Origin of the sequence: Pseudomonas sp. RL_5y_Pfl2_69, from assembly GCF_963970465.1 — a bacterium.
Lineage (GTDB): Bacteria > Pseudomonadota > Gammaproteobacteria > Pseudomonadales > Pseudomonadaceae > Aquipseudomonas.
The window spans coordinates 13,809-38,201 of record NZ_CAXAOU010000006.1; the positions used below are offsets into that span (position 1 = coordinate 13,809).

Genomic DNA, 24,393 nt, shown 5'->3' on the forward strand with positions numbered 1-24,393 from the left:
TGCTCCTTGGATATGAACGCCCAAAAACCAAAACGCCCGGCATTGAGCCGGGCGCTTTTTAGATCAGGCTGTCTTATTTATCGTCAGGCGGCGGCGCAACATTAGCGCTATCCGCGCCGGTGCCCTGAACTTCTTCGCGCATGCGCTTGAGGCCCATGTGCCGCACGTCAGTACCGCGCACCAGATAAATCACCAGTTCCGAGATATTGCGGGCGTGGTCGCCGATACGCTCCAGCGAACGCAGCACCCAGATGATGCTCAGCACGCGCGAGATCGAACGCGGGTCTTCCATCATGTAAGTGGCAAGTTCACGCAGCGCGGTCTTGTATTCGCGGTCGATGATTTTGTCGTACTGGGCCACCGACAGGGCGAGGTCGGCATCGAAACGGGCAAAGGCGTCCAGTGCATCGCGCACCATGTTGCGCACCTGATCACCGATGTGACGCACTTCAACATAACCCCGCGGCGCCTCACCCTCTTCGCATAACTGGATGGCCCGGCGCGCGATTTTGGTCGCTTCGTCACCGATGCGCTCAAGGTCGATCACCGACTTGGAGATGCTGATGATCAGACGCAAGTCAGAGGCCGCAGGCTGACGACGGGCCAGAATGCGCAGGCATTCCTCGTCGATGTTGCGCTCCATCTGGTTGATCTGTTCATCAATCTCGCGCACCTGTTGGGCCAGGCCCGAGTCGGCCTCGATCAACGCGGTCACCGCATCATTGACCTGCTTCTCGACCAGGCCGCCCATCGCCAGCAGGTGGCTGCGCACGTCTTCGAGTTCCGCGTTGAACTGCGCGGAAATGTGATGGGTGAGGCCATCCTTTGAAATCATGGTTCTGCTCCGCAAAAGCTGTGAGCTGCGCGCTGTAAGCGGCTAGCCAAATTGTCGATACGTCGAACGGTCACTGCCGCTCAAACTAGCCATAGCGCCCGGTGATGTAGTCTTCGGTCTGCTTCTTGGCCGGGTTGGTGAACAGCGTGTCGGTGTCGCCGTACTCAACCATTTTGCCCATGTACATGAACGCCGTGTAGTCCGAAACACGAGCCGCCTGTTGCATGTTGTGGGTCACGATCACGATGGTGAACTTGGACTTGAGCTCATAGATCAGCTCTTCGACCTTCAATGTCGAGATCGGATCGAGTGCCGAGCAAGGCTCATCGAGCAGCAACACTTCGGGTTCTACCGCGATGGTGCGGGCAATCACCAGACGCTGTTGCTGACCACCGGACAGGCCCAGTGCCGATTCGTGCAGGCGGTCCTTGACCTCATCCCACAACGCCGCGCCCTTGAGTGCCCATTCAACCGCTTCGTCCAGAACGCGCTTTTTGTTGATGCCCTGAATCCGCAGGCCGTAGACCACGTTCTCGTAGATGGTCTTGGGGAACGGGTTAGGCTTCTGGAACACCATACCGACGCGACGGCGCAGCTCAGCGACGTCCTCGCCCTTGCGGTAGATGTTGTTGCCGTACAGGTTGATCTCGCCTTCTACGCGGCAACCGTCTACCAGATCGTTCATGCGGTTGAAGGTACGCAGCAGCGTGGACTTGCCACAGCCCGATGGACCAATAAACGCCGTGACCCGTTGTTTCGGAATATTCAAGGACACGTCGTACAGCGCTTGTTTTTCGCCGTAGTAAAGATTCAGGCCCGGCACTTCAATGGCGACTTCTTCGTTGTCCAGGTTCAAGCTTTGTTTGGTGCGACCCAAGGCTGACATGTTGATGCCGTGGGCTGAGGATTCATGCTGCATGGGTTACTCCATACGCTAAAAATTCGTTCCGGTTTTCAGTCACCGGGTTTCTTCTGTGGGAACAGGCTTGCTCGCGATTCAGGCACCTCGGTTTCACGTTGAAACCTTACCGATACCATCGCGGGCAAGCCCGCTCCCACAGGTCATGTGTCTATCAGCTATCCAGCGCCTTGTACTTCTCGCGCAGGTGGTTACGAATCCATACCGCCGACAGGTTCAGGGTCGCGATGACCAGCACCAGCAGCAGCGCCGTGGCATAGACCAGCGGGCGTGCAGCTTCGACGTTCGGGCTCTGGAAGCCGACGTCATAAATATGGAAGCCCAAGTGCATGATCTTCTGGTCAAGGTGCAAGTACGGGTAGTTGCCGTCCAGCGGCAGCGACGGCGCCAGCTTGACCACGCCCACCAGCATCAGCGGTGCCACTTCACCGGCCGCACGGGCCACGGCGAGGATCATGCCGGTCATCATGGCCGGACTGGCCATCGGCAGCACGATCTTCCAGAGCGTTTCGGATTTGGTCGCACCCAGCGCCAGCGAGCCTTCGCGAACGGTACGCGGAATGCGCGCCAGCCCTTCCTCAGTGGCCACGATCACTACCGGCACCGCCAGCAGCGCCAGCGTCAGTGAAGCCCACATCAAGCCCGGCGTACCAAAGGTCGGCGCAGGCAATGCTTCAGCGAAGAACAAGCGGTCTACCGAACCACCCAGCACATACACAAAGAAGCCCAGACCAAACACGCCGTAAACAATGGCCGGTACACCCGCCAGGTTGTTCACTGCAATACGGATCACCCGGGTCAGGGTGTTTTGCTTGGCATATTCACGCAGGTAAACCGCTGCCAGCACACCAAACGGCGTCACGATCACAGCCATGATCAACGTCATCATCACCGTGCCGAAAATAGCCGGGAAGATCCCGCCCTCGGTGTTGGCTTCACGGGGATCCTGGCTCAGGAACTCCCAGATGTTGCTGAAATACATGGCCAGTTTCTGCCAGCTGTTCATGGCGTTCGGCTGGTAGGCCTTGACCACTTTGCCGATGCCGATTTCCAGCTCTTTGCCGTTGGCATCGCGAGCCGTGAGGCTGTCGCGGTTGAACTGTGCGTGCAACTCACCCAGGCGGTCTTCGATGGCCTTGTAACGCGCATTCAGCTCGGCGCGTTCGGCTTCCATGTCGGCTTGTGCCTGCGGGGTCAGCTTGCCTTCCAGTTCCAGCTTGCGACCATGCAGGCGGATACGCTCCAGCCCGTAGTTGATCGCGCCGATGTCTTTTTTCTCAAGCTGGCTGAGTTGCGATGCCAGGTCATTCACACGTTTGACCCGGGCTTGCAGCTCTGGCCAGGCGGCGGCACCTTCTGCCACCACCTTGCCGTTTTCTTTCACGTTAACCAGATAACCGTAAAAGTTGCCCCACTCGCGGCGCTCAATGGCCATCAGCTCTGGCGGTGTGCTCTGGTTGGTCAGCCACTCGCCGACCACCCAGGTAAAGTCGTTGCCGTTCAAGTCACGGTTGCCGACCTTGATCAGCTCGCGAGTCATGAACTCCGGGCCCTGCTCAGGGACTGGCAAGCCCGCGCTTTTCAGACGCTCGCGGGGTACTTCTTCCTTTTGCACCACTTCGCCGACCACCAGGTGATTGGCATCACCCGGCACGTTGTACTCGGCGTGGATCAGATCGGCAGGCCAGAAGTGACCCAGGCCACGCACGGCGATCACCGACAGCAAGCCGATGGTCATGATGACGGCGATGGACACCGCACCACCGCTGATCCAGACGCCAGGAGCGCCGCTCTTGAACCAGCCTTTGAGGGAGTTCTGTTTCACAGACTTCTACCTTCCTTAAAGCGACGAATATTTCTTGCGCAGACGCTGACGGATCAGCTCGGCAAGAGTGTTCATGACAAAGGTGAACAGCAGCAGCACCAGCGCCGAGAGGAACAGCACGCGGTAATGGCTACCGCCTACTTCCGACTCCGGCATTTCCACCGCCACGTTTGCCGCCAAGGTACGCAGGCCTTCGAACAGGTTCATTTCCATGACCGGGGTGTTACCGGTGGCCATCAACACAATCATCGTCTCGCCGACCGCACGGCCCATGCCGATCATCAGTGCCGAGAAGATCCCCGGGCTGGCCGTCAGGATCACCACGCGGGTCATGGTTTGCCACGGTGTGGCACCCAGCGCCAGCGAACCCAGGGTCAGGCCGCGAGGCACGCTGAACACGGCATCTTCAGCAATCGAGTAGATGTTGGGGATAACCGCAAAACCCATTGCCAGGCCCACTACCAGTGCGTTGCGCTGGTCGTAGGTAATGCCCAGGTCGTGGGAGATCCACATGCGCATGTCACCGCCAAAGAACCAGGCTTCCATATACGGGCTCATGTACAGCGACAGCCAGCCCACAAACAGCAGCACCGGAATCAGGATCATGCTTTCCCAACCATCCGGTACTCGCAGGCGGATCGACTCGGGCAGACGGCTCCAGGTGAAACCGGCAACCAAAATACCAATCGGCATCAACATCAACAGGCTGAAGATCCCCGGCAGATGCCCCTCGACATACGGTGCCAGGAACAGACCGGCAAAGAAGCCCAGAATCACCGTCGGCATTGCTTCCATCAGCTCGATCACCGGCTTGACCTTGCGGCGCAGGCTCGGCGCCATGAAGTAAGCGGTGTAAATCGCGGCAGCTACGGCCAGTGGCGCAGCCAGCAGCATGGCGTAGAACGCAGCCTTCAACGTACCGAAGGTCAATGGCGCAAGGCTCATCTTCGGTTCGAAGTCCGTGTTGGCGGCGGTCGACTGCCAGACGTATTTAGGCTCGTCGTAGTTCTCGTACCAGACCTTGCTCCACAGCGCGCTCCAGGACACTTCCGGGTGCGGGTTCTTCAAGGTCAGTGGCAGCAGCTTGCCGCCCTCTTCCACGATGATGCGGTTGGCACGCGGCGACAACGCCATGATGCCAGGGCCTTCGGCAACTTTTTCGACCAGCAGGGTGCGGTGCGCAGTGCTGTGGAACACACCGATCTCACCGGCCGCATCCAGGGCCAGGAAGCCCTTGCGACGCTGCTCGGCAGTGATTTCAACAATCGGCGAAGTGCCCATCTGGAAGCTGCGAATATGCTTGAAGCGTTGTTCGCCATCCGGGTCGCGGGCCATGAACCATTGGCTCAGACCGCCCTTCGAATCACCAAAGATCAGCGAGATGCCACCCACCAGCTGCGTACTGGCAGTGATCTCGGTCGTTGCGTCATCTGCCAGCGTGTAACGACCGTTGAGGCTCTTGTCGCGCAGGCTGAACACATCCACCAGGGCCCGATCGTTCACCACATACAACCACTGCTGACGCGGGTCGATGTAGAGCGCTTTAACCTGCTTGGTCATTTGCGGCAGATCGATGCGGGTCTCGGTGTTCGTGACCTCTTCGGTCATCATGTTTTCTTCGCGGGCCAACGACACCACATGCAACTGCGCGCCGGTTGAACCCGCCAGCACCAGCGTCGAATCGTTCACGCTGAGGTTAACGTGATCCAGTGCCCTGCCTTGCGGGTCCAGGACGACGGGCGTTTCACCGTAGGGGTACTCAACTGCAGGGGTGATGGTCTTTTTGTTGTCCGGATAGCTGACGCGATAGGTGTGACGGAACACCAGCGCCTGGCCGTTGGACAAGCCCAGTACAACCACCGGATTACCCGGCTGATCCTCGCCCAGCGAAGTCACTTGGGTGCCCGCTGGCAACGGCAAGTTGACCCGCGACAGCTCTTCGCCATTCTTCACATTGAAGAACAGCACCATGCCCTTGTCGGATACCCGCATGCCGACCTGATTCTGCTCCTCGACGGAGATCATCAAAGGCTTGCCGGCGTCCTGCATCCAGACCGGCGTAATCGCCTGCTTGGCATTCAGGTCGGCGCCCTGGAACAGTGGGTAAACCACATAGCCCAGGAAGAAGAAAATCAGGGTAATGGCGCCGAGCACGGCAAGACCGCCGATAAATACATACCAGCGGGTCAAGTGGTCTTTAAGCGCGCGGATACGGCGCTTGCGCTGCAGTTCAGGCGTATTGAAATCAATGCGCTTGGGAGCGGATGTCGTAGTCATTGGGGAATTGGCCAGATCATTCATGCGCACACCCTAGCGGTCCTGTATGACAGAAAGATGACAAAGCAGTGACGCAAAAAATCCGCCGCCCAACGGTGCCGGCAGCGGAGTGAAAAATGAGATGAAGCAGAAGTGAAATAACCCTGTGGTCGCTGCCGCAGGCTGCGAAGGGTTGCGCAGCAACCCGTTGAACTGAGGTCTGCGCGATCCTTTTCGCAGCCTTCGGCAGCAACTACACAGTCATTACTTCTTGGCGACGTCAGCGCCGCCTTCTTTCAGGCCCAGGTCAGCCAAGGCTTTGGCAGCGACTTTGGCTGGCAGAGGGATGTAGCCGTCTTTGACAACCACTTCCTGACCTTGCTTGGACAGAACCAGCTTGATGAACTCGGCTTCGAGCGGGTTCAGCGGCTTGTTCGGCGCCTTGTTCACATACACGTAGAGGAAACGCGACAGCGGGTATTTGCCGTTCAATGCGTTTTCTTCTGTGTCTTCGATGAACTCGGTGCTGCCTTTTTTAGCCAAAGGCACGGTCTTCACACTGGCGGTCTTGTAACCGATACCCGAGTAACCGATGCCGTTCAGCGAGCTGCTGATCGACTGAACCACCGAGGCAGAGCCCGGCTGTTCGTTCACGTTAGGCTTGAAGTCACCTTTACACAGGGCTTCTTCCTTGAAGTAACCGTAAGTGCCGGATACCGAGTTGCGACCAAACAGTTGTACCGGCTTGTTGGCCAGGTCGCCCGTCACACCCAGATCACCCCAGGTCTTGATGTCGGATTTGCCGCCACACAGACGCGTGGAGGAGAAGACAGCGTCTACTTGCTCCATAGTCATGTGCTTGATCGGGTTGTCTTTGTGCACGAACACGGCCAGGGCATCCACTGCCACCGGGATAGCGGTCGGCTTGTAGCCGTACTTCTGCTCGAAAGCAGCCAGTTCGTTGTCTTTCATCTTGCGGCTCATCGGGCCCAGGTTAGCGGTGCCTTCAGTAATCGCAGGCGGCGCGGTCGAAGAACCGGCAGCTTGAATCTGGATGTTCACGTTTGGATATTCTTTCTTGTAAGCCTCGGCCCACAAGGTCATCAAGTTCGCCAGGGTGTCAGAACCAACGCTGGACAGGTTGCCCGATACACCTGTTGTCTTCACATAGGGCTGAATAGCCGGGTCAACACCAGCGGCAACCGCATTGGCAGTTGCAACGCCTGCGGCAACAAAAGTCAGGGCCGCCATAACACGCTTCAGTTTCATGCCTTACTCCTAACAAACGGGGTTAGATGAATCGGGGGCCAGTATCTGCAGGCCATGTGACTACTCTATGAACCGATTGTGACAATTAGATGAAAGGCCATCATTCGTTACAAATGATGGCCTTCAGGGAGAGGCTAACGAGGTGTCGCGACAGACAAGCCGCCGATCAGCGCCCCTTCTTCCACAGGTAAGCACCTACCAGCAGGCCCATCGTGCAAATGATTGCCACGTAATACGCCGGGCCCATCGGGCTTTCCTTGAGCAACAAGGTCACGGCCATTGGGGTCAGGCCGCCAAAGATGGCGTAGGCCAGGTTGTAGGAAAACGACAGACCACTAAAGCGCACCACCGCCGGGAAAGCTTTGACCATCACGTAGGGCACGGCGCCGATGGTGCCTACAAACAGACCGCTCAGGGCATACAACGGGAACAGCCAGTCGGGGTGTTGCAGCAGGCTGTGATAGAAGGTCCACGAGCTGATCAGCAACCCGGCGCAACCCACCACAAACACTTTGCCCGCACCAAAGCGGTCAGCCAGGGCGCCCGAGGCAATGCAGCCCAAGCTCAAGAAAACGATCGCAAGGCTGTTGGCCTGCAACGAGGTCGTCGCAGAAAAACCGTAGATGGTTTGCAGAACCGTCGGCGTCATCAGGATGACCACAATGATCCCGGCAGACAGCAACCAGGTCAGCAGCATCGAGATCACAATCGCCCCGCGGTGATCACGCAACACGGTCTTGAGCGGGACTTCAGCGGCCAGCGCCTTGCGCAATTGCAACTCGGCGAACACCGGAGTCTCGTGCAACCAGCGACGCAGGTAGACCGAGAACAAACCGAATACACCGCCCATCAGGAATGGGATCCGCCACGCGAAATCAGAGACTTCAGCCGGTGTGTAGATCGTATTGATGGCCGTGGCCATCAGCGAGCCCAGCAGAATCCCTGCCGTCAGCCCGCAGGTCAGTGTGCCGCAGGCATAACCCACATGGCGTGGCGGTACGTGCTCGGCCACAAATACCCAGGCTCCCGGCACTTCACCACCAATGGCGGCGCCCTGAATCACACGCATCAGCAGCAACAGGATCGGCGCCCACATGCCGATCTGCGCATAGGTCGGCAGCAAGCCCATGATCAGGGTCGGTACGGCCATCATGAAGATGCTCAAGGTGAACATCTTTTTGCGCCCCAGCAGGTCACCAAAGTGCGCCATGACAATGCCGCCCAGCGGACGCGCCAGATAACCGGCAGCAAAAATGCCGAAGGTTTGCATCAGGCGTAGCCACTCGGGCATGTCCGCCGGGAAGAACAATTTGCCGACCACGGTGGCAAAAAACACAAAAATAATGAAATCGTAAAACTCCAGCGCACCACCCAGGGCAGACAGCGACAAGGTTTTGTAGTCATTACGGGTCAACGGCCGCGAAGGCGGTGCAGCACTGGAAGGCTCTGTGATCATGGGGTAATGCTTCTCTTATTAGGCTCGGCAAAAGCTGCAACTTCGCCGGCAGGGGCTGGGCAGGTTTTGAAAGATAACAAATTGTTTGCAAAAGCACAGAGCTAGACGTGCAGCGCACGCAAAAAGCAGTATCAGGAGGTCGTCGGCCAGGCTGTCGCCCGATATACTCCCGCTGTAAGAAACACTTGGTAACTTCTGAGGTTGCTGTGCGAAAACGCCCGCAGGATGACTTCAGCCGGTTTCGCAGAGTTTCCCCTTGGCGCGGCTTATGAAGAACGTGACGAACGTAGTATGTTCGGGCTGAATCGTTTTTCTAAAGACGCTTTTTCACCCGCAGTACTCATGAAGAATCACGGGTCAGAGGCCCTTCGGCATGCTAGAGCTCGAACAAGAAGATCCAATCCCGCAAGGCGACCTCGCCTTGCAAATCACCGCCCTGCCACGTGAAACCAATGGTTTCGGTGACATTTTCGGTGGCTGGCTGGTTTCACAAATGGACCTCGCCGGTACCGCTATGGCCAGTAAGGTTGCAGGTGGCCGTGTAGCCACTGTCGCTATTGATCGCATGGCGTTTCTGGTGCCTGTGGCCGTTGGCGCGCAATTGTCGTTCTACACCCAGGCACTGGAGATCGGCCGCAGCTCGATCCAGATGATGGTTGAAGTGTGGAGTGACGACCCGTTGTCCAGCGAGTGGCGCAAAGTGACCGAAGCCGTCTTTGTGTTTGTTGCCATTGATGGCAGCGGTCGTACCCGCTCCGTTCCACCGCGTCGCTGAATTTTTCGCGGTTTGCCTGCCCACTGCTGCCTTTGCCACTGAAATAGAGAGCCTGCCATGCACCACATTGAGTCAGTCACCCTGGACGAACTGGAGTGCTGGCACTTCCAGCATGGTCAGGCACAACTGTTGATCGCAAAACAGGGCGCACAGGTACTCAGCTATCAGATAGGCGATGAGCCTCCCATTATCTGGCTCAACGAAAAAGCGCAGTACAAACAGGGCAAAGGCATTCGCACTGGCGTGCCAGTGTGCTGGCCATGGTTTGGCAATCTGGCGCTGAACCCGCAAAGCGTACAGGCCATGCGCCACAGTGATGAGCCTGCCACCGCTCACGGCCTGGTACGTACCCGCGAGTGGGAAGTGCTGGAGATCGATGATGCGGGCGAAGCGCTGCATATTGAACTGGGCCTGCCCCACATCGAAGGCGGCCTGCCCGGCTGGCCCCACGATGTGGCGCTCACGCTGAGCATTCGCCTCGACACCCAGTTGCACATCAGCCTCACCAGCCATAATCGCAGCGACATCCCGGTCAGCATCAGCCAGGCGCTGCACAGTTACTTCGCGGTCAGTGACGTGCGCAAGGTTCAGGTTCAAGGGGTAGAAGGCCTGACCTACATCGATACGCTCAACGACTGGGAACACGTCAAACAGTCGGGCGACTTGACCTTCAGCGGCGAAACCGACCGCATCTATCTCGACACACCGCAGCAACTGAGCATCGTCGACCCCGACTGGTCGCGCACCCTTGAGCTGACCAGCCGTGGCTCACGCTCAGCGGTGATCTGGAACCCGTGGATCGACAAGACTGCCAGCTTCAGCGATATGGCAGCAGATGGCTGGCAACGCATGCTGTGCATCGAAACCGCCAATGTGATGGACGACGTAATCACCCTGGAGCCAGGCGCCAGTCATACGATTGGTGTGAGCATTGCGAGCAAGCGGCTGAAAGCCTGATACACACAAAACCTGAGGGAGCGGGCTTGCTCGCGATGGCGTCAACTCGACAGGCCTGTCGTACCGAATCGCTTGCATCGCGAGCAAGCCCGCTCCCACTAAGGTTTCAAGCCCTACAAATCTTCCTCGACCACCACCCGCACCTTGCTGGCATCCAGCGCATAGGCCGCATCGGCCAGGTCATTGCTGACCTTCTCGACCTTCAGCGTGCCCATGACCCAGAGCGGCGTGTAGATGTCATCCAGCTTCAGACCCTTGGGGTAGCGCACCAGCACCAACTGATTGGGCGGCGGAGGCGGCACATGAATGCAGGCGCCCGGGTACGGCACCAGGAAAAACAGCGTGCTGCGCCCCTTGGCATCGGTTTCCAGAGGCACGGGATAACCGCCCAGACGGATATTTTTACCGTTCATGCCCGCAACGGTTTTGCTGGAATACATCACGGCCGGCAAACCCTTGCTCTGCTTCAAACCACCCTTATCGGTAAACGTACCATTGGCCTCGGGCGAGTCATGGTCAATTTCGGGCATTTGTTCGAGGGCTTTTTGATCCGACATCGGCATCAATTCAAGCCAGTCGGTTTCGGGCAGTTCTGCCGCGTGTACCAGGCCTGAGCCCAGCAAAAGAAAAGTCAGTAGAAGACGGCGCATGCAAGGCTCGATAAAAGAAGGATTGAACGCGCGCAGTTTAGCCCTCTCTGCGGCTGGCGCAGAGAGAACCAAAGCGTTAAATCAGGACTTTTTCGACACCATGCCGTAGATGATCAGCAAGATCACAGCACCTACCACGGCACCGATAAAACCGGCACCCTCGCCCGCCTTGTAGATACCCAGCGCCTGGCCACCATAGGTAGCCGCCAGCGAACCGCCGATACCCAGCAGGATGGTCATGATCCAGCCCATGCTGTCGTCACCCGGTTTCAGGAAACGGGCCAGCAGGCCAACGATCAAGCCTATGAAAATGGTTCCGATGATGCCCATGGGCGCTTCCTCTTGATTAGATGGCGTTATACCAAAGCCTAGTCAGCACTTTGGCATCACGCCATCAGAGAGCAGCTACAACCCAATGGTTCCCGGCGAAAGCGATTTACGCTTCGTCGATCAGGGCTTCAACCTTGAGGATTTGCGCTTGCAGCGTGGCCATGTCTGCGCAGCGCAGGTTGGCGTGACCGACTTTACGGCCGACCTTGAACGCCTTGCCGTAGTGATGCAGATGGCAATCAGCAATCGCGATCACCTTTTCAACGGGTGGCACACTGCCGATGAAGTTGAGCATGGCGCTCTCACCGACCTTGGCCGTCGAACCCAGCGGCAAGCCAGCAATGGCCCGCAAGTGGTTTTCAAACTGGCTGCACTCGGCGCCTTCAGTGGTCCAGTGCCCGGAGTTGTGCACACGCGGGGCAATTTCGTTGGCCTTGAGGCCGCCGTCGACTTCGAAAAACTCGAATGCCATCACGCCGACGTAATCCAGCTGCTTGAGCACACGGCTGGAGTAGTCTTCAGCCAAAGCTTGCAGCGGGTGATCCGTGCTGGCGACCGACAGCTTGAGAATGCCGCTGTCGTGGGTGTTGTGGACCAACGGATAGAAGCGGGTCTCGCCATCACGACCGCGTACGGCGATCAGCGACACTTCACCGGTAAACGGTACAAAACCTTCCAGCAGGCACGACACGCTGCCCAGCTCGGCAAACGTGCCCACTACATCGGCCGGTGTGCGCAGCACTTTCTGGCCCTTGCCGTCATAACCCAGGGTGCGGGTCTTGAGCACGGCAGGCAGGCCGATAGTGGCGACTGCCGCATCCAGGTCCGCCTGGGACTGAATGTCGGCAAACGCCGGCGTCGGAATGCCCAGGTCCTTGAACATGCTCTTTTCGAACCAGCGGTCGCGAGCAATGCGCAACGCTTCGGCACTTGGATACACCGGGACGAATTGCGACAGGAAAGCCACGGTTTCAGCTGGAACGCTTTCGAACTCAAACGTCACCAGATCGACTTCATCGGCCAGTTGGCGCAAGTGATCCGGGTCGCTGTAATCCGCACGCAGATGTTCGCCCAGTGCGGCTGCGCAGGCATCGGGAGCCGGGTCAAGGAAAGCGAAGTTCATGCCCAGCGGAGTGCCCGCCAAGGCCAGCATACGGCCCAGTTGGCCGCCACCGATTACACCGATTTTCATCGTCAGAAACCTCAGGCTACGCGCGGGTCTGGATTGTCCAGCACGCTGTCTGTCTGTTCAGCACGGAATGCTTTCAATACGGTATGGAACTGCGGGTGTTTGGCACCCAGGATGCTCGCCGACAACAGGGCCGCGTTGATCGCGCCCGCTTTGCCGATGGCCAGGGTTGCAACCGGAATGCCCGCTGGCATTTGTACGATCGACAGCAGCGAGTCGACGCCCGACAGCATGGCCGACTGCACCGGAACACCCAGTACAGGCAAATGGGTTTTAGCCGCACACATGCCTGGCAGGTGGGCTGCGCCACCGGCACCAGCGATGATGACCTCGATCCCGCGGCCTTCGGCCTCTTCGGCATACTGGAACAGCAGATCCGGAGTGCGGTGGGCAGAGACCACTTTCACTTCGTAAGGAATGCCGAGTTTTTCCAGCATATCGGCGGTGTGGCTGAGGGTGGACCAATCGGACTTGGAGCCCATGATCACGCCTACCAGTGCACTCATCGTCGCGCCTCTTCTCTTGGGCGCCCGCAGGCGCGTCAAAAAACAACAAGCCACGTGGAGGATCCGACGTGGCTTGTTATAGGAATTAAGGCCGGTCAAGCCAGCCGAAGGCCGCGCAGTATACCGCAAAGAGGTGTTTTGACAGCACCTTTGGCGACCATCTGTCTTGCACGGTAAAAACGGCCCGGACGCCCGGTTTTATTGACTCTAAGGTCAAATGAAAAAATCACCTCAGGCCGGCGTTGGCGCCTGGCCGGTCGGGTTCTCCAACTTGCGCCACAACAACCGCACGTTGGCCTTGCGCACCAGGGCGCAGCGGTACAGGCGAATCTCCAGCGGCACATGCCATTGCGGGCCACCACACACCACCAGCTCACCTCGCGCCAGCTCGGCGCGCACGCTCAGGTGCGGCACCCAGGCAATGCCCAACCCTTCCAGGGCCATGCTCTTGAGGCTGTCGGCCATGGCCGTTTCATAAATAGTGGTGAAGCGCAGGCTGCGCTGGCGCAGCAGCAGATTCACCGAGCGGCCCAAGAACGCGCCAGCGCTATAGGCCAGCAACGGCACACTGCCTTCACCTTCAAGGTCAAACAACGGCTTGCCGTCTGCATCGGCCGCACACACCGGGAGCATTTCGGTGTTGCCCAGGTGCAATGACGGAAAAATCTCCGGATCCATCTGCAAGGCAGCGTCCGGATCGTAGAAAGCCAGCATTAAATCGCAGCCGCCTTCGCGTAAAGCATGCACCGCGTCTCCGACGTTAGTCGCAACCAGCCGGGTGGCGATATTCAGACCTTCATTGCGCAATTGGGCGATCCACCGCGGGAAAAACCCCAGCGCCAGGGAGTGTGCGGCAGCCACTTGCATGACCTCGCCCTGCCCGCCTTCGAGGTGATGAAGATGACGCAACACCTCACCCAACTGCTCGACCACCGTACGTGCCGTAACCAAAAACAGCTGACCGGCCGCAGTCAACTCCACCGGGGTGCGGGAACGATTCACCAAGGTCAGCCCAAGCGCCGCTTCAAGGCTTCGAATACGCCGACTGAAGGCCGGCTGAGTGACGAAACGACGCTCTGCCGCCTGGGAAAAACTGCGAGTAGCAGCCAGGGCACTGAAGTCCTCTAACCATTTACTTTCGAGATTCATCGAGTCCTCCCGGACGCGCACCAAAATGGGTCACACGCTCGACGCGCCTGCCGCGTCACGTCGCCATTATGCCGTTTATGCATAGGATAGTGTTTAAAGGCATTGGCCCAAAATAGACTGCAGGCCTAGGATTCGCAGCGTTCCGGCCCAGACCGGGTTCATATCGAGATGATTTCTATCATGTCCTCCGCTGCATCTTTCCGTACCGAAAAAGACCTGCTTGGCGTACTCGAAGTACCGGCTCAAGCGTATTACGGCATCCAGACCCTGCGAGCGGTGCATAACTTCCGCTTGTCCGGCGTCCCGATCTCGCACTACCCGAAGCTGGTTGTGGGCCTGGCCATGGTTAAACAAGCCGCCGCTGACGCCAACCGCGAGCTGGGTCATCTGAGCGACGCCAAGCACGCTGCCATCAGCGAAGCCTGTGCCCGCCTGATCCGCGGCGATTTCCACGAAGAGTTCGTGGTGGACATGATTCAAGGCGGCGCTGGCACTTCAACCAACATGAATGCCAACGAAGTCATCGCCAACATCGCGCTGGAGGCTATGGGCCACCAGAAGGGCGAGTACCAGTACCTGCACCCTAACAACGACGTCAACATGGCGCAGTCGACCAACGACGCCTACCCGACTGCGATCCGTCTGGGTCTGCTGCTGGGTCACGATGCCATGCTTGCCAGCCTCGACAGTCTGATCCAGGCGTTCGCCGCCAAAGGCGTTGAGTTCAGCCACGTGCTGAAAATGGGCCGCACCCAACTGCAAGACGCCGTGCCGATGACCCTGGGTCAAGAGTTCCGCGCGTTTGCCACCACTTTGGGTGAAGACCTTGCACGCCTGAAAACACTGGCACCAGAGCTGCTGACCGAAGTGAACCTGGGCGGTACTGCCATCGGTACCGGCATCAACGCCGACCCGCGCTACCAATTGCTGGCCGTCAACCGTCTGGCAACCATCAGCGGTCACCCGCTGGTACCGGCTGCCGACCTGATCGAAGCCACGTCCGACATGGGCGCCTTCGTACTGTTCTCCGGCATGCTCAAGCGTACCGCGGTCAAACTGTCGAAGATCTGCAACGACCTGCGCCTGCTCTCCAGCGGCCCGCGCACCGGCATCAACGAAATCAACCTGCCAGCGCGTCAGCCAGGCAGCTCGATCATGCCAGGCAAGGTCAACCCGGTTATTCCGGAAGCCGTTAACCAGGTTGCGTTCCAGATCATCGGTAACGACCTGGCACTGACCATCGCTGCCGAAGGCGGTCAACTGCAACTGAACGTGATGGAGCCGCTGATCGCCTTCAAGATCTTCGACTCGATCCGCCTGCTGCAACGCGCCATGGACATGCTGCGCGAGCACTGCATCGTCGGCATCACCGCCAACGAAGCACGCTGCCGCGAACTGGTCGAGCACTCGATCGGTCTGGTGACTGCACTGAACCCGTACATCGGCTATGAAAACGCCACCCGTATTGCCCGTATCGCCCTTGAAAGCGGCCGTGGCGTACTGGAACTGGTGCGCGAAGAAGGCTTGCTCGACGACGCCATGCTCGACGACATCCTGCGCCCGGAAAACATGATTGCTCCGCGTCTGGTGCCTCTCAAGGCCTGATGCTGTAACACGCTCACCAGGTCGAGGGACTAGACACCTCTCACCTTTTGAGGGCCTGCAGATACGTCTGCAGGTCCTTTTTTTTGCCTGAAAAAAGGGCAAATCGGACACAAAGTGATGCCTTTTAAGACGACTCGCACATGAAAAATCAATCACTTATGCAGACGCTTCCTGCGCTCCTAGGTATAGTGCCGCCCCTCTTCCTGTGCCCGGCCCCAGCACCAGCGGCCATCGCCAGCACGGAAACAGCATCGTAAACCAAGCAGCAACATGGCCAGGGTCTCATTGATCGCCTACGTTTATGCCTTGCTCAAGCAGGTGTAACGCGATATTTCGATCCGCCCGTGTTGCCATCAGATAAAAACAGCGAGGAATAATCCATGCTTGAAGTCATCAATGACTTCCTCTCAGGGAAAGTGCTAATCGTGCTTATGGTCGGGCTCGGTGGTTACTTCACGATCCGCTCGCGTTTCGTTCAGTTTCGTTACTTCCTGCACATGTTTTCGGTATTCAAAGACAGCCTGCGCAGCAGCGCCGGTGAACTGAGCTCGTTTCAGGCATTGATGCTGAGCCTGGCCGGCCGTGTAGGCGCGGGCAACATTGCCGGTGTCGGCATTGCCGTTACCCTGGGTGGACCGGGTGCCGTGTTCTGGATGTGGGTCACCGCACTGGTCGGCATGTCCAGCAGCCTGATCGAATGTTCCCTGGGCCAGCTGTACAAGCGTCGTGACGCTGAAGGCCAACTGCGTGGCGGTCCGTCCTTCTATATGAAGCATGGCCTGGGCAAATTGTGGATGGGCCAGTTGATGGCCGTGCTGCTGCTGATCACCTTCGGCTTCGCCTTCATGGGCCTGCAAGCCCACGCCGTAACCCACTCGCTGCAAGATGCCTTCGGTTTCGATGTCAGTTACTCAGGGCTGGCCATCGCCATTCTGCTGGGCCTGGTGTTTATCGGTGGTATCAAACGTATCGCTTCGGTGGCTGACCTGCTGGTACCGGTCAAGACCCTGGCCTACATCGCCGTGACCCTCTACGTAATCGTGCTGCAATTCGACCACGTGCCCGCCATGCTGGGCCATATCGTCAAGAGCGCCTTCGGCCTCGACCCGGTGTTTGGCGGCCTGATCGGCAGTGCGATCGTGATGGGCGTCAAACGTGGCGTATTCGCCAACGAAGCCGGTCTGGGCAGCGCCCCGAACGTGGCCGCCGTGGCCGATGTTGAACACCCGATCGCCCAAGGCGTGGTTCAGGCGTTCAGCGTATTCCTCGATACATTCGTGATCTGCACCTGCACCGCCTTGCTGATCCTGCTCTCGGGCTTCTACACCCCGGGGTTTGAAGGCGACGGCATTGCCCTGACCCAGAACTCCCTGGCGGCCGTAGTCGGCGAGTGGGGCCGTGTGTTCATCAGCGTGGCCCTGGCGTTGTTCGTGTTCACCTCGATGCTCTACAACTACTACCTGGGCGAGAACAACCTGCGCTTCCTGGTCGGCGAAAGCCGCAAGGCGCTGATTGGCTACCGAGCACTGGTGCTGGTTTTGATTTTCTGGGGCTCGATCGAAAACCTGCAGACCGTTTTCGCGTTCGCCGACATCGCCATGACCATGCTGGCCTTCGTTAACCTGATTGCCCTGGCGATGCTGTTCAAGATCTGCATGCGCGTGCTCAAGGACTACGATGACCAGCGCCGTGCGGGGATCAAGACACCGGTGTTCGATTCCAGTAAATTCCCGGATCTGGATCTGGACCTGAAGGCCTGGCCGCCAAAACCGGCCGACAAGGTCGAAGAAACAAAACGCTGATACTTGACGCGGCGGTTCTCCAGAACCGCCGCGTTTTTGCTTATGGGGACTCAACAATGACTGCAGCCACTCACCACCCTTCCCAACGCGTCATGGTGCTCTACACCGGGGGCACCATCGGCATGCAAGCCAGCGCCGGCGGCCTGGCGCCAGCGTCGGGTTTTGAAGCGCGCATGAGCGAGCACCTCGCCAGCCAACCGGCGCTGACAGTGCCGCAGTGGTCCTTTCGCGAGATGAGCCCGCTGATCGACAGCGCCAACATGACGCCTGCCTACTGGCTGCGCCTGCGTGGCGCGATCATCGAAGCCATCGAACAGGATGGCTGCGATAGCGTCCTGGTCCTGCACGGCACTGACACGTTGGCCTACAGTGCGGCGGCGATGTGCTTTCAACTGCTGGGGTTGCCAGCACCGGTTCTGTTCACGGGCTCCATGCTGCCAGCAGGTGTACCGGACAGCGATGCCTGGGAAAACGTCAGCGGTGCACTGCAGGCGCTGGGTCAAGGCCAGCCTCACGGGGTTCAGCTGTACTTCCACGGCAAATTGATGGCCCCGACACGTTGCGCAAAGGTCCGTAGCTTTGGGCGCAACCCGTTTGTGGCGTTGACGCGCAACGGCGGCGTGGCAAAAGCCACATCACTGCCGGACGAGCTGGCCTACAACCATCCAGGGCACGAAGCCAGTGTGGGTGTATTGCCACTGGTACCGGGAATTGGCGCAGCCCAGCTCGACGCACTGCTCAGCAGCGGGATCGAAGCGCTGGTGCTCGAATGCTTCGGCAGCGGCACTGGCCCCAGCGATAACCCGGATTTCCTCGCCAGCCTGCAACGGGCGCAGGAGAACGGCATTGTGGTGGTAGCCATTACTCAATGCCATGAAGGCGGTGTGGAACTGGACGTGTACGAAGCTGGCAGTCGTTTGCGTGGGGTTGGCGTGCTGTCGGGGGGTGGCATGACCCGTGAAGCCGTGTTCGGCAAACTGCATGCCCTGCTCGGTGCCGATCTGCCGCTGGCTGAAGTCCGGCGCCTGATCGAGCTGGACGTGTGCGGGGAACTGGCCTGATCGACGCGTAGCTGCGCCCGCCCCGGCACACAACTTGCTCGCTTCCTGCACCTCCATGCAGGAAACGAGCATGCTCCACTCTCATCTCACAACGCTCAACGCCGTTTCGCTGGTGCTCAGCACCTTCAATGCCGAAGGCTTGTCCAGCGAAGCACTGTTGGCGGGTAGCGGCATCCGGGCGGCGGACTTGAGCCGCGCAGACACACGCATCACGACCAATCAGGAGATGCGCGTGTGCGCCAACGCCGTGGCCTTGCGCCGCGAAATCGGCCTGGAGCTGGGCCGGCGAATGCATGTGTCGTCCTACGGAATGCTGGGTTACGCCCTACTCACCAGTGCCACCTTAGGTGACGCACTGCGTCTGGCTTTACGCTACCCGGCGCTGCTGGGAACACTTTTTGAACTCAGCCTTGAGGTCGAAGGAGATCAGGTGTGGTTCTGCGCCAGCGGGTATGGCGAAGGCCCACAGCTCGCGGTATTCAATACCGAGTTATGCCTGGTTTCGCTCAAGGTCATTTGCGAAGACCTGCTCGGCCAACCGTTGCCACTATTGGGTGCACGTTTTACCCACAGCGCGCCCGATTACCACGCCAGCTACGGGCAAAGCTTCGACTGCCCGCGCGTGTTCGAGGCCGACAGCAATGCGTTCGCTTTCGCCAAACGCTGGCTTGACCATCCCTTGCCGCTGGCCGATGCCGTTACCCATCAGGCGATGGCCGAGCGCTGCCGTAAACAGAACCTGGAATTCACCGGGCGGCAAACCTGGCTGGAACGTATCCGCCAACTCCTTGGCGCACAGATGCACGCCGCCCCGGGGCTTGAGGGGCTGGCCGAACAAATGAACTGCTCGCCGCGTACTCTGCGTCGCCATTTGCACGACGTGGGATGCAGCTATCAAACCCTGCTCGACGACTTGCGCTTCGAACGGGCCAAGCTGCTGCTAAACGACACCGATTGGCCCATCTACCGGATTGCCGAAACCCTGGGTTTCAGTGAGACCGCGAGCTTTCGCCACGCCTTTGTACGCTGGAGCGGGGTTGCGCCCAGCCAGTTCCGTGTTTGATTCAGGGGCGAATTTCGGTCAGTGATGTTGGCCACATCCATCCCCTTTTGGCCGCTCCTGCCGTTCTCTCAAACACCCCGGGCCGCAAAACTGTAGGCCACCGCCAAAGCCTTGGGAGAACAAGAACATGCTGACGATCTACTCGGACGATCATCACCTTCATCATGGCCGCTGTGAGTTGATGGACGGGCAATTGATGCCTTGCTTCGAAATGCCCTCTCGCGCCGACCATATTCTGCAGCGGGTACAAACCCGCGAACTGGGACCGGTGCGCGCGCCGCAAGACTTTGGTCGGGGCCCCATCGAACGTATCCACAGCGCCGCGTACCTGGATTTTTTCCAGGGCGCCTGGGATCGCTGGACAGAACACGGTCGTGACGGCGACTTGCTGCCATACACCTGGCCAGCCCGAACCTTGCGCGCAGTTTTGCCCACCAGCCTCCACGGCCAGCTCGGTTATTACAGTTTTGATGGCGGCGCCCCCATTACTGCGGGTACCTGGCAAGCGGCCTATAGCGCAGCGCAAGTCGCCCTGACCGCCCAGGCCGAGATTCAAAACGGCGCCCACAGCGCTTTCGCACTTTGCCGCCCACCCGGGCATCACGCTGCCAGCGACTTGATGGGTGGTTATTGCTACCTGAACAACGCAGCAATCGCAGCCCAGGCGTTCCTCGACCAGGGCCGTCGCAAAGTGGCGATCCTCGACGTGGACTATCACCACGGCAATGGCACGCAGTCGATTTTTTATGAGCGCAGCGACGTGCTGTTTACCTCTATCCACGGCCATCCTGAAGCCGAGTTTCCGTTCTTCCTGGGCTACGAAGATGAACTGGGCGAAGGACCGGGCGAAGGTTTCAACTTCAACTATCCCCTGGCCGCAGGCTCGGCCTGGGATCGTTGGAGCGCAGCACTTGAATTGGCCTGCTCCGAAATCGAAAGCTACGACGCTGACGTCATCGTGGTTTCACTGGGTGTGGATACGTTCAAGAACGACCCGATTTCCCAGTTCAAGCTCGACAGCCCGGACTACCTGCGCATGGGCGAACGCATTGCACGCCTGGGTAAACCGACGCTGTTTGTGATGGAAGGCGGCTACGCCGTTGAGGAAATCGGCGTGAATGCGGTGAACGTGCTTGAAGGGTTTGAAAGCGCGCAATGATCAAGCCCTGCCTGTGGGAGCGGGCTTGCTCATGATTCAGCCGGTGCGGTCTGTCTGAATTAATACAGTGCCCCTCTCGCGAGCAAGCCCGCTCCCACAGGTTCAACGGCTGCCATTCCACACCTTGCCCAGCCGCTCCAGCGCCGCCTTGATCTCCACTTCGGGCACCGCTGCAAACCCCAGCACCAGCCCCGCTCTTTTATCCACAGGCTCAATCGAGTCTTGCTGCCAATAACTGCTTAACCCGTTGATTTCCACGCCGGCCGTTTTGGCCTGCGCCAACAGTGCCTGCTCCCGCGCAAAGCTCGTCACCGGCACGGCAACATGCAACCCCGCGGCGATGGTCGGCATCGGCCCCACCCCGTCCAGCGCATGAGGCCAATTAGCCAGCAACACATCCCGTCGACTCAAGGCCGCACGACGCATCCGCCGGATGTGCCGCTGAAAATGCCCCGCCGCCATAAACTCAGCCATGACCGCCTGGGTGCTGACTTCCGAATGGCGCATATCGAGGGATCGGCGCCGGGCAAACGGCTCGGTCAAACCTTTGGGAAGCACCAGGTACCCCAGCCGCAATGCCGGAAAGGCCACTTTGCCGAACGTGCCGACATAAATCACCCGACCACTACGGTCCAAAGCCGCCAACGGGGCCAGCGGCGCACCGCTGTAACGGTACTCGCCATCGTAGTCGTCTTCGACAATCCAGCCCTGGGTGCGCTCAGCCCAGGCCAACAGTTCCAAACGCCGGGCCAGGCTCAGGGTCACACCGCTCGGGTACTGGTGAGAGGGCGTCACGTAGGCCAGCCGACAGTTGCTCAAGTGTGCCAGTGCCGAACAATCCATACCGTCCTGATCCACCGCCACACCCTGCACATGCGCTCCGGCAATCGCGAACGCATAGGCTGCTGCGCGATAGCCCGGGTTCTCCACAGCCACCCCCTCGCCCGGCTCCACCAGCAGCTGTGCACAAAGGCTAATCCCCTGCTGCGCACCACTAGTGATCAAAATTTGATCACTAGTGCACGATAAACCCCGCGAAGTACGCAAATACGCCGCAATAAGTCCACGCAAGCGTTCATCACCAGCCGGATCGCCGTAACACAGTTGCTGCAAGTCTGGCTTACGCCAAAAAGCCGCCTGCAGCTTGCTCCATACCTCGAAAGGGAATAAGTCAAACGCCGGTACCCCCACTCGAAATGCACGAGGAACCCCACTGGGAGGCAGGTCAAGGGCGTGCTTTGCGACCCGGCTCAAAGCAGTGCTGTGGATAACTTTACTGGATGTAATTACAGGTAATTCAGCCTGTTTTGTGGATAACCCTGGGGATAAGCCTGTTGAAAACCCTGTGGATAAGTTGGTGGACAACTTTTTTATCAGCAGCGCTTTTTCAGGCAGTTTTGCGACATAAGTGCCATCACCCACTCGCCCCTCAATAAACCCCTCGGCATACAACTGGTCATAGGCCCGCACCACGCTATTACGGGAAATACCAAGAGCAGTGGCCAGGTCACGGCTGGCCGGCAACCGCGCACCGCCACTCAACCGACCATCGAGCACGCGCTGGCGCAATGCCTGATACAGCTGGCGGCTCAGGCCTTTTTTTGGATCAAGCTCGATTCCGGCTGGGTTGAAGGCGATGGAAAGCGCTGAATCCGACATGAATTGGACCTATGAAAATGACCATTAATGGCTCTTACAACAAACCAATAGCCTGCCTAGGATGAGGCCATTCGCCAAGGATAATTTCTATGTACGTTCCCCGCGCCTTCGCAGTAGATGACATCCCAATGCTGCATCAACAGATGCTGGCCACGCCTTTGCCCGTGCTGGTCACTCACGCCAGCCAAGGCATGATCGCCAGTCACGTGCCTTTGCTGCTGAACCCGGATGAAGGCGCCTGCGGCACCCTGTATGGCCATCTTGCCCGCGCCAATCCCCACGGCAAGGCCCTGTCTGAAGGGACCGAAACCCTGGTGATTTTCTCCGGAGAACAGGCCTACATCAGCCCGTCTTTTTATCCCGGCAAGGCCGAACACGGTAAAGCCGTGCCCACCTGGAACTACCTCGCTGTTCACGCTTATGGCACCGCAGAAGTCTTCGAGGATGCCGAGCGTTTACTGGCGCTGGTCAGCCGCTTGAGCAACCAGCACGAAGCCGGTCGATCCCAACCCTGGTCGGTCAGCGATGCGCCAGCGGACTACATCGACAGCATGCTCAAGGCCATTGTGGGTTTTCGCCTGCCCATCACCCGCCTGGACGGCAAACGCAAACTCAGCCAGAACCGCGACGCCGCTGACCAGGCGGGCGTACGCAAGGGACTCCTGGCCAGCAGCAACCCGCAAGACCACGCACTCGCTCACTTAATGGCCAAGGAATAGCTCACATGACTCAAATCCAGATCAAACCCGCAACCACTGCTGATCACGAACAGTGGCTCCCCCTCTGGCAGGCCTACTTGCGCTTCTACAACACCGAGCTGTCAGACGAAATCACCCAATCCACCTGGACACGTTTTTTCGATCCGGCTGAGCCGACCTCTCTGGCCCTTGCCTGGCAAGGCGACAAGGCCGTGGGCATGGTGCAGTGCGTGTATCACCGCACCAACTGGAGCATTAAAAACGCCTGCTACCTTCAAGACCTGTTTGTCAGCCCCCAGGTTCGCGGTAAAGGGGTAGGTCGCCAACTGATCGAGCACGTCTATGCCGTCGCTCGCGATAAAGACTGTGCCAAAGTCTATTGGATGACTCAGGAAACCAACGCCACGGCGATCCAGTTGTATGAGCGCATTGCCGAGCGCCCTGGCTTTATCCAGTTTCGCAAAACCTTGTAATAACTAAGGAACGCGCAATGCCCGACTCTCTAGAACACTGGCTGGCGGCCAAAACACCCGATACCCGAACCCTTGAAGGGCAATTCATTCGTCTGGAAAAGCTCGACCCGGCACGGCATGGCGATGAACTATGGCTAGCCTTACAGGGGCCGCAGGCTGATCCCAAGCTTTGGGACTATTTACCCTACGGGCCCTTCAATGAGCGTCCGACGTTTGATACCTGGTTGCAAAACCATGCCGCCAGTCGTGACCCGCATTTTTATACCGTCGTTGATAAGTTGAGCGGCGAGGCACAAGGCTTGATCAGCCTGATGTGCATCGTCCCTGAGCACGGGCGCATCGAGATCGGCCACGTGACCTTCGGCGCCCCCATGCAGCGCTCGCCAAAGAGTACCGAGGCGGTCTACCTGCTGGCCAAGGAAGCCTTCGCACTGGGCAACCGACGCTTGGAGTGGAAGTGCAACAACGACAACGCGCGATCAAAGCGTACTGCAGTACGATTGGGGTACACATACGAAGGCGTCTTTCGCCAGCATATGGTAGTTAAAGGCAAGAATCGTGATACCACGTGGTACAGCATTATCGGTACGGAATGGCCCTCTATAGCGGCAGGCTTCGAAAAATGGCTGGCACTGGATAACCAACCAGAAAGCGGCCAAATAAAGACCCTGGAAGAATGCAGAGCATCAACTGTATAAAATTTGATCAATGCGCCCAACAAGGACTGTTGGGCGTTTTTTATTCAGAGCGAGGACAT

Annotated in this window: 22 protein-coding genes; 10 read left to right on the plus strand and 12 right to left on the minus strand. The window is 58.7% G+C overall.

Annotated features, from left to right (window positions below):
* Positions 1-73: 73 nt before the first annotated feature.
* The 6 genes from phoU to AACY07_RS11885 all read right to left on the minus strand — a co-directional run bounded on the left by phoU (position 74) and on the right by AACY07_RS11885 (position 8,560).
* A complete protein-coding gene (gene phoU, locus AACY07_RS11860; protein WP_133074897.1) occupies positions 74-835 on the minus strand; it encodes a phosphate signaling complex protein PhoU in 762 nt (253 codons plus the stop codon).
* An 85-nt stretch (positions 836-920) separates the two neighbouring features.
* Positions 921-1,754 carry a phosphate ABC transporter ATP-binding protein PstB gene (gene pstB, locus AACY07_RS11865; protein WP_133074898.1) on the minus strand — a complete coding sequence of 278 codons (834 nt, stop codon included), beginning with the start codon at positions 1,752-1,754 and terminating at the stop codon, positions 921-923.
* Positions 1,755-1,908: 154 nt separating this feature from the next.
* Positions 1,909-3,579, minus strand: coding sequence for a phosphate ABC transporter permease PstA (pstA, locus tag AACY07_RS11870; protein WP_133074899.1), 1,671 nt, complete (start codon positions 3,577-3,579; stop codon positions 1,909-1,911).
* A 15-nt stretch (positions 3,580-3,594) separates the two neighbouring features.
* Positions 3,595-5,880 (minus strand): ABC transporter permease subunit, encoded by a 2,286-nt coding sequence (locus AACY07_RS11875; protein WP_339474963.1) that lies wholly within the window; start codon positions 5,878-5,880, stop codon positions 3,595-3,597.
* Positions 5,881-6,099: 219 nt separating this feature from the next.
* Positions 6,100-7,104: a phosphate ABC transporter substrate-binding protein PstS gene (locus AACY07_RS11880; RefSeq protein ID WP_133074901.1), complete on the minus strand. Its 1,005-nt coding sequence runs from the start codon at positions 7,102-7,104 to the stop codon at positions 6,100-6,102.
* Positions 7,105-7,270: 166 nt separating this feature from the next.
* Entirely contained in the window at positions 7,271-8,560 is a 1,290-nt protein-coding gene (locus tag AACY07_RS11885) for an MFS transporter (RefSeq protein WP_133074902.1), read from the minus strand.
* A 373-nt stretch (positions 8,561-8,933) separates the two neighbouring features.
* On the opposite strand from AACY07_RS11885, the gene AACY07_RS11890 reads away from it, so the two are divergent.
* Positions 8,934-9,335 carry an acyl-CoA thioesterase gene (locus tag AACY07_RS11890; protein ID WP_003438129.1) on the plus strand — a complete coding sequence of 134 codons (402 nt, stop codon included), beginning with the start codon at positions 8,934-8,936 and terminating at the stop codon, positions 9,333-9,335.
* 57 nt (positions 9,336-9,392) lie between these two features.
* Positions 9,393-10,292: a D-hexose-6-phosphate mutarotase gene (locus tag AACY07_RS11895; protein ID WP_339474964.1), complete on the plus strand. Its 900-nt coding sequence runs from the start codon at positions 9,393-9,395 to the stop codon at positions 10,290-10,292.
* A 113-nt stretch (positions 10,293-10,405) separates the two neighbouring features.
* Here the strand turns inward: AACY07_RS11895 and AACY07_RS11900 are convergent, their stop codons facing one another.
* The 5 genes from AACY07_RS11900 to AACY07_RS11920 all read right to left on the minus strand — a co-directional run bounded on the left by AACY07_RS11900 (position 10,406) and on the right by AACY07_RS11920 (position 14,116).
* On the minus strand, positions 10,406-10,942 hold the full coding sequence (locus AACY07_RS11900) for a DUF3299 domain-containing protein (RefSeq protein WP_019826960.1): 537 nt from the start codon (positions 10,940-10,942) through the stop codon (positions 10,406-10,408).
* Between the two features lie 81 nt (positions 10,943-11,023).
* Positions 11,024-11,272, minus strand: coding sequence for a GlsB/YeaQ/YmgE family stress response membrane protein (locus tag AACY07_RS11905; RefSeq protein WP_088378553.1), 249 nt, complete (start codon positions 11,270-11,272; stop codon positions 11,024-11,026).
* A gap of 106 nt (positions 11,273-11,378) precedes the next feature.
* Positions 11,379-12,464, minus strand: coding sequence for a 5-(carboxyamino)imidazole ribonucleotide synthase (locus tag AACY07_RS11910; RefSeq protein WP_219261958.1), 1,086 nt, complete (start codon positions 12,462-12,464; stop codon positions 11,379-11,381).
* An 11-nt stretch (positions 12,465-12,475) separates the two neighbouring features.
* On the minus strand, positions 12,476-12,967 hold the full coding sequence (gene purE, locus AACY07_RS11915) for a 5-(carboxyamino)imidazole ribonucleotide mutase (RefSeq protein ID WP_016782937.1): 492 nt from the start codon (positions 12,965-12,967) through the stop codon (positions 12,476-12,478).
* Between the two features lie 231 nt (positions 12,968-13,198).
* Entirely contained in the window at positions 13,199-14,116 is a 918-nt protein-coding gene (locus AACY07_RS11920; protein ID WP_219261959.1) for a LysR substrate-binding domain-containing protein, read from the minus strand.
* Positions 14,117-14,296: 180 nt separating this feature from the next.
* Here AACY07_RS11920 and aspA point away from each other — a divergent pair, with 180 nt between their 5' ends.
* From aspA to AACY07_RS11945, 5 genes are all read left to right on the plus strand, one after another.
* Positions 14,297-15,721: an aspartate ammonia-lyase gene (aspA, locus tag AACY07_RS11925; protein WP_019826952.1), complete on the plus strand. Its 1,425-nt coding sequence runs from the start codon at positions 14,297-14,299 to the stop codon at positions 15,719-15,721.
* Between the two features lie 380 nt (positions 15,722-16,101).
* Positions 16,102-17,523, plus strand: a complete 1,422-nt coding sequence (locus tag AACY07_RS11930) for an alanine/glycine:cation symporter family protein (RefSeq protein ID WP_133074906.1) — start codon at positions 16,102-16,104, stop codon at positions 17,521-17,523.
* 56 nt (positions 17,524-17,579) lie between these two features.
* Positions 17,580-18,584 carry an asparaginase gene (locus AACY07_RS11935; RefSeq protein ID WP_326397183.1) on the plus strand — a complete coding sequence of 335 codons (1,005 nt, stop codon included), beginning with the start codon at positions 17,580-17,582 and terminating at the stop codon, positions 18,582-18,584.
* A 70-nt stretch (positions 18,585-18,654) separates the two neighbouring features.
* The gene (locus AACY07_RS11940; RefSeq protein ID WP_339474966.1) at positions 18,655-19,647 is read left to right on the plus strand and encodes an AraC family transcriptional regulator; all 993 of its coding nucleotides are present in this window, start codon (positions 18,655-18,657) and stop codon (positions 19,645-19,647) included.
* A gap of 127 nt (positions 19,648-19,774) precedes the next feature.
* On the plus strand, positions 19,775-20,806 hold the full coding sequence (locus tag AACY07_RS11945) for a histone deacetylase family protein (RefSeq protein WP_326397181.1): 1,032 nt from the start codon (positions 19,775-19,777) through the stop codon (positions 20,804-20,806).
* Positions 20,807-20,908: 102 nt separating this feature from the next.
* Here the strand turns inward: AACY07_RS11945 and pdxR are convergent, their stop codons facing one another.
* Positions 20,909-22,465, minus strand: a complete 1,557-nt coding sequence (gene pdxR, locus AACY07_RS11950) for a MocR-like pyridoxine biosynthesis transcription factor PdxR (protein ID WP_339474968.1) — start codon at positions 22,463-22,465, stop codon at positions 20,909-20,911.
* 89 nt (positions 22,466-22,554) lie between these two features.
* On the opposite strand from pdxR, the gene AACY07_RS11955 reads away from it, so the two are divergent.
* From AACY07_RS11955 to AACY07_RS11965, 3 genes are read left to right on the plus strand one after another with little or no spacing between them, the layout of a single operon-like run.
* Positions 22,555-23,184: an FMN-binding negative transcriptional regulator gene (locus tag AACY07_RS11955; protein WP_339474970.1), complete on the plus strand. Its 630-nt coding sequence runs from the start codon at positions 22,555-22,557 to the stop codon at positions 23,182-23,184.
* Positions 23,185-23,189: 5 nt separating this feature from the next.
* Positions 23,190-23,636 carry a GNAT family N-acetyltransferase gene (locus AACY07_RS11960; protein ID WP_219261964.1) on the plus strand — a complete coding sequence of 149 codons (447 nt, stop codon included), beginning with the start codon at positions 23,190-23,192 and terminating at the stop codon, positions 23,634-23,636.
* A 17-nt stretch (positions 23,637-23,653) separates the two neighbouring features.
* Complete coding sequence (locus AACY07_RS11965) at positions 23,654-24,334, plus strand: GNAT family N-acetyltransferase (protein WP_339474972.1); 681 nt, start codon at positions 23,654-23,656, stop codon at positions 24,332-24,334.
* The last annotated feature ends 59 nt before the right edge of the window (positions 24,335-24,393 follow it).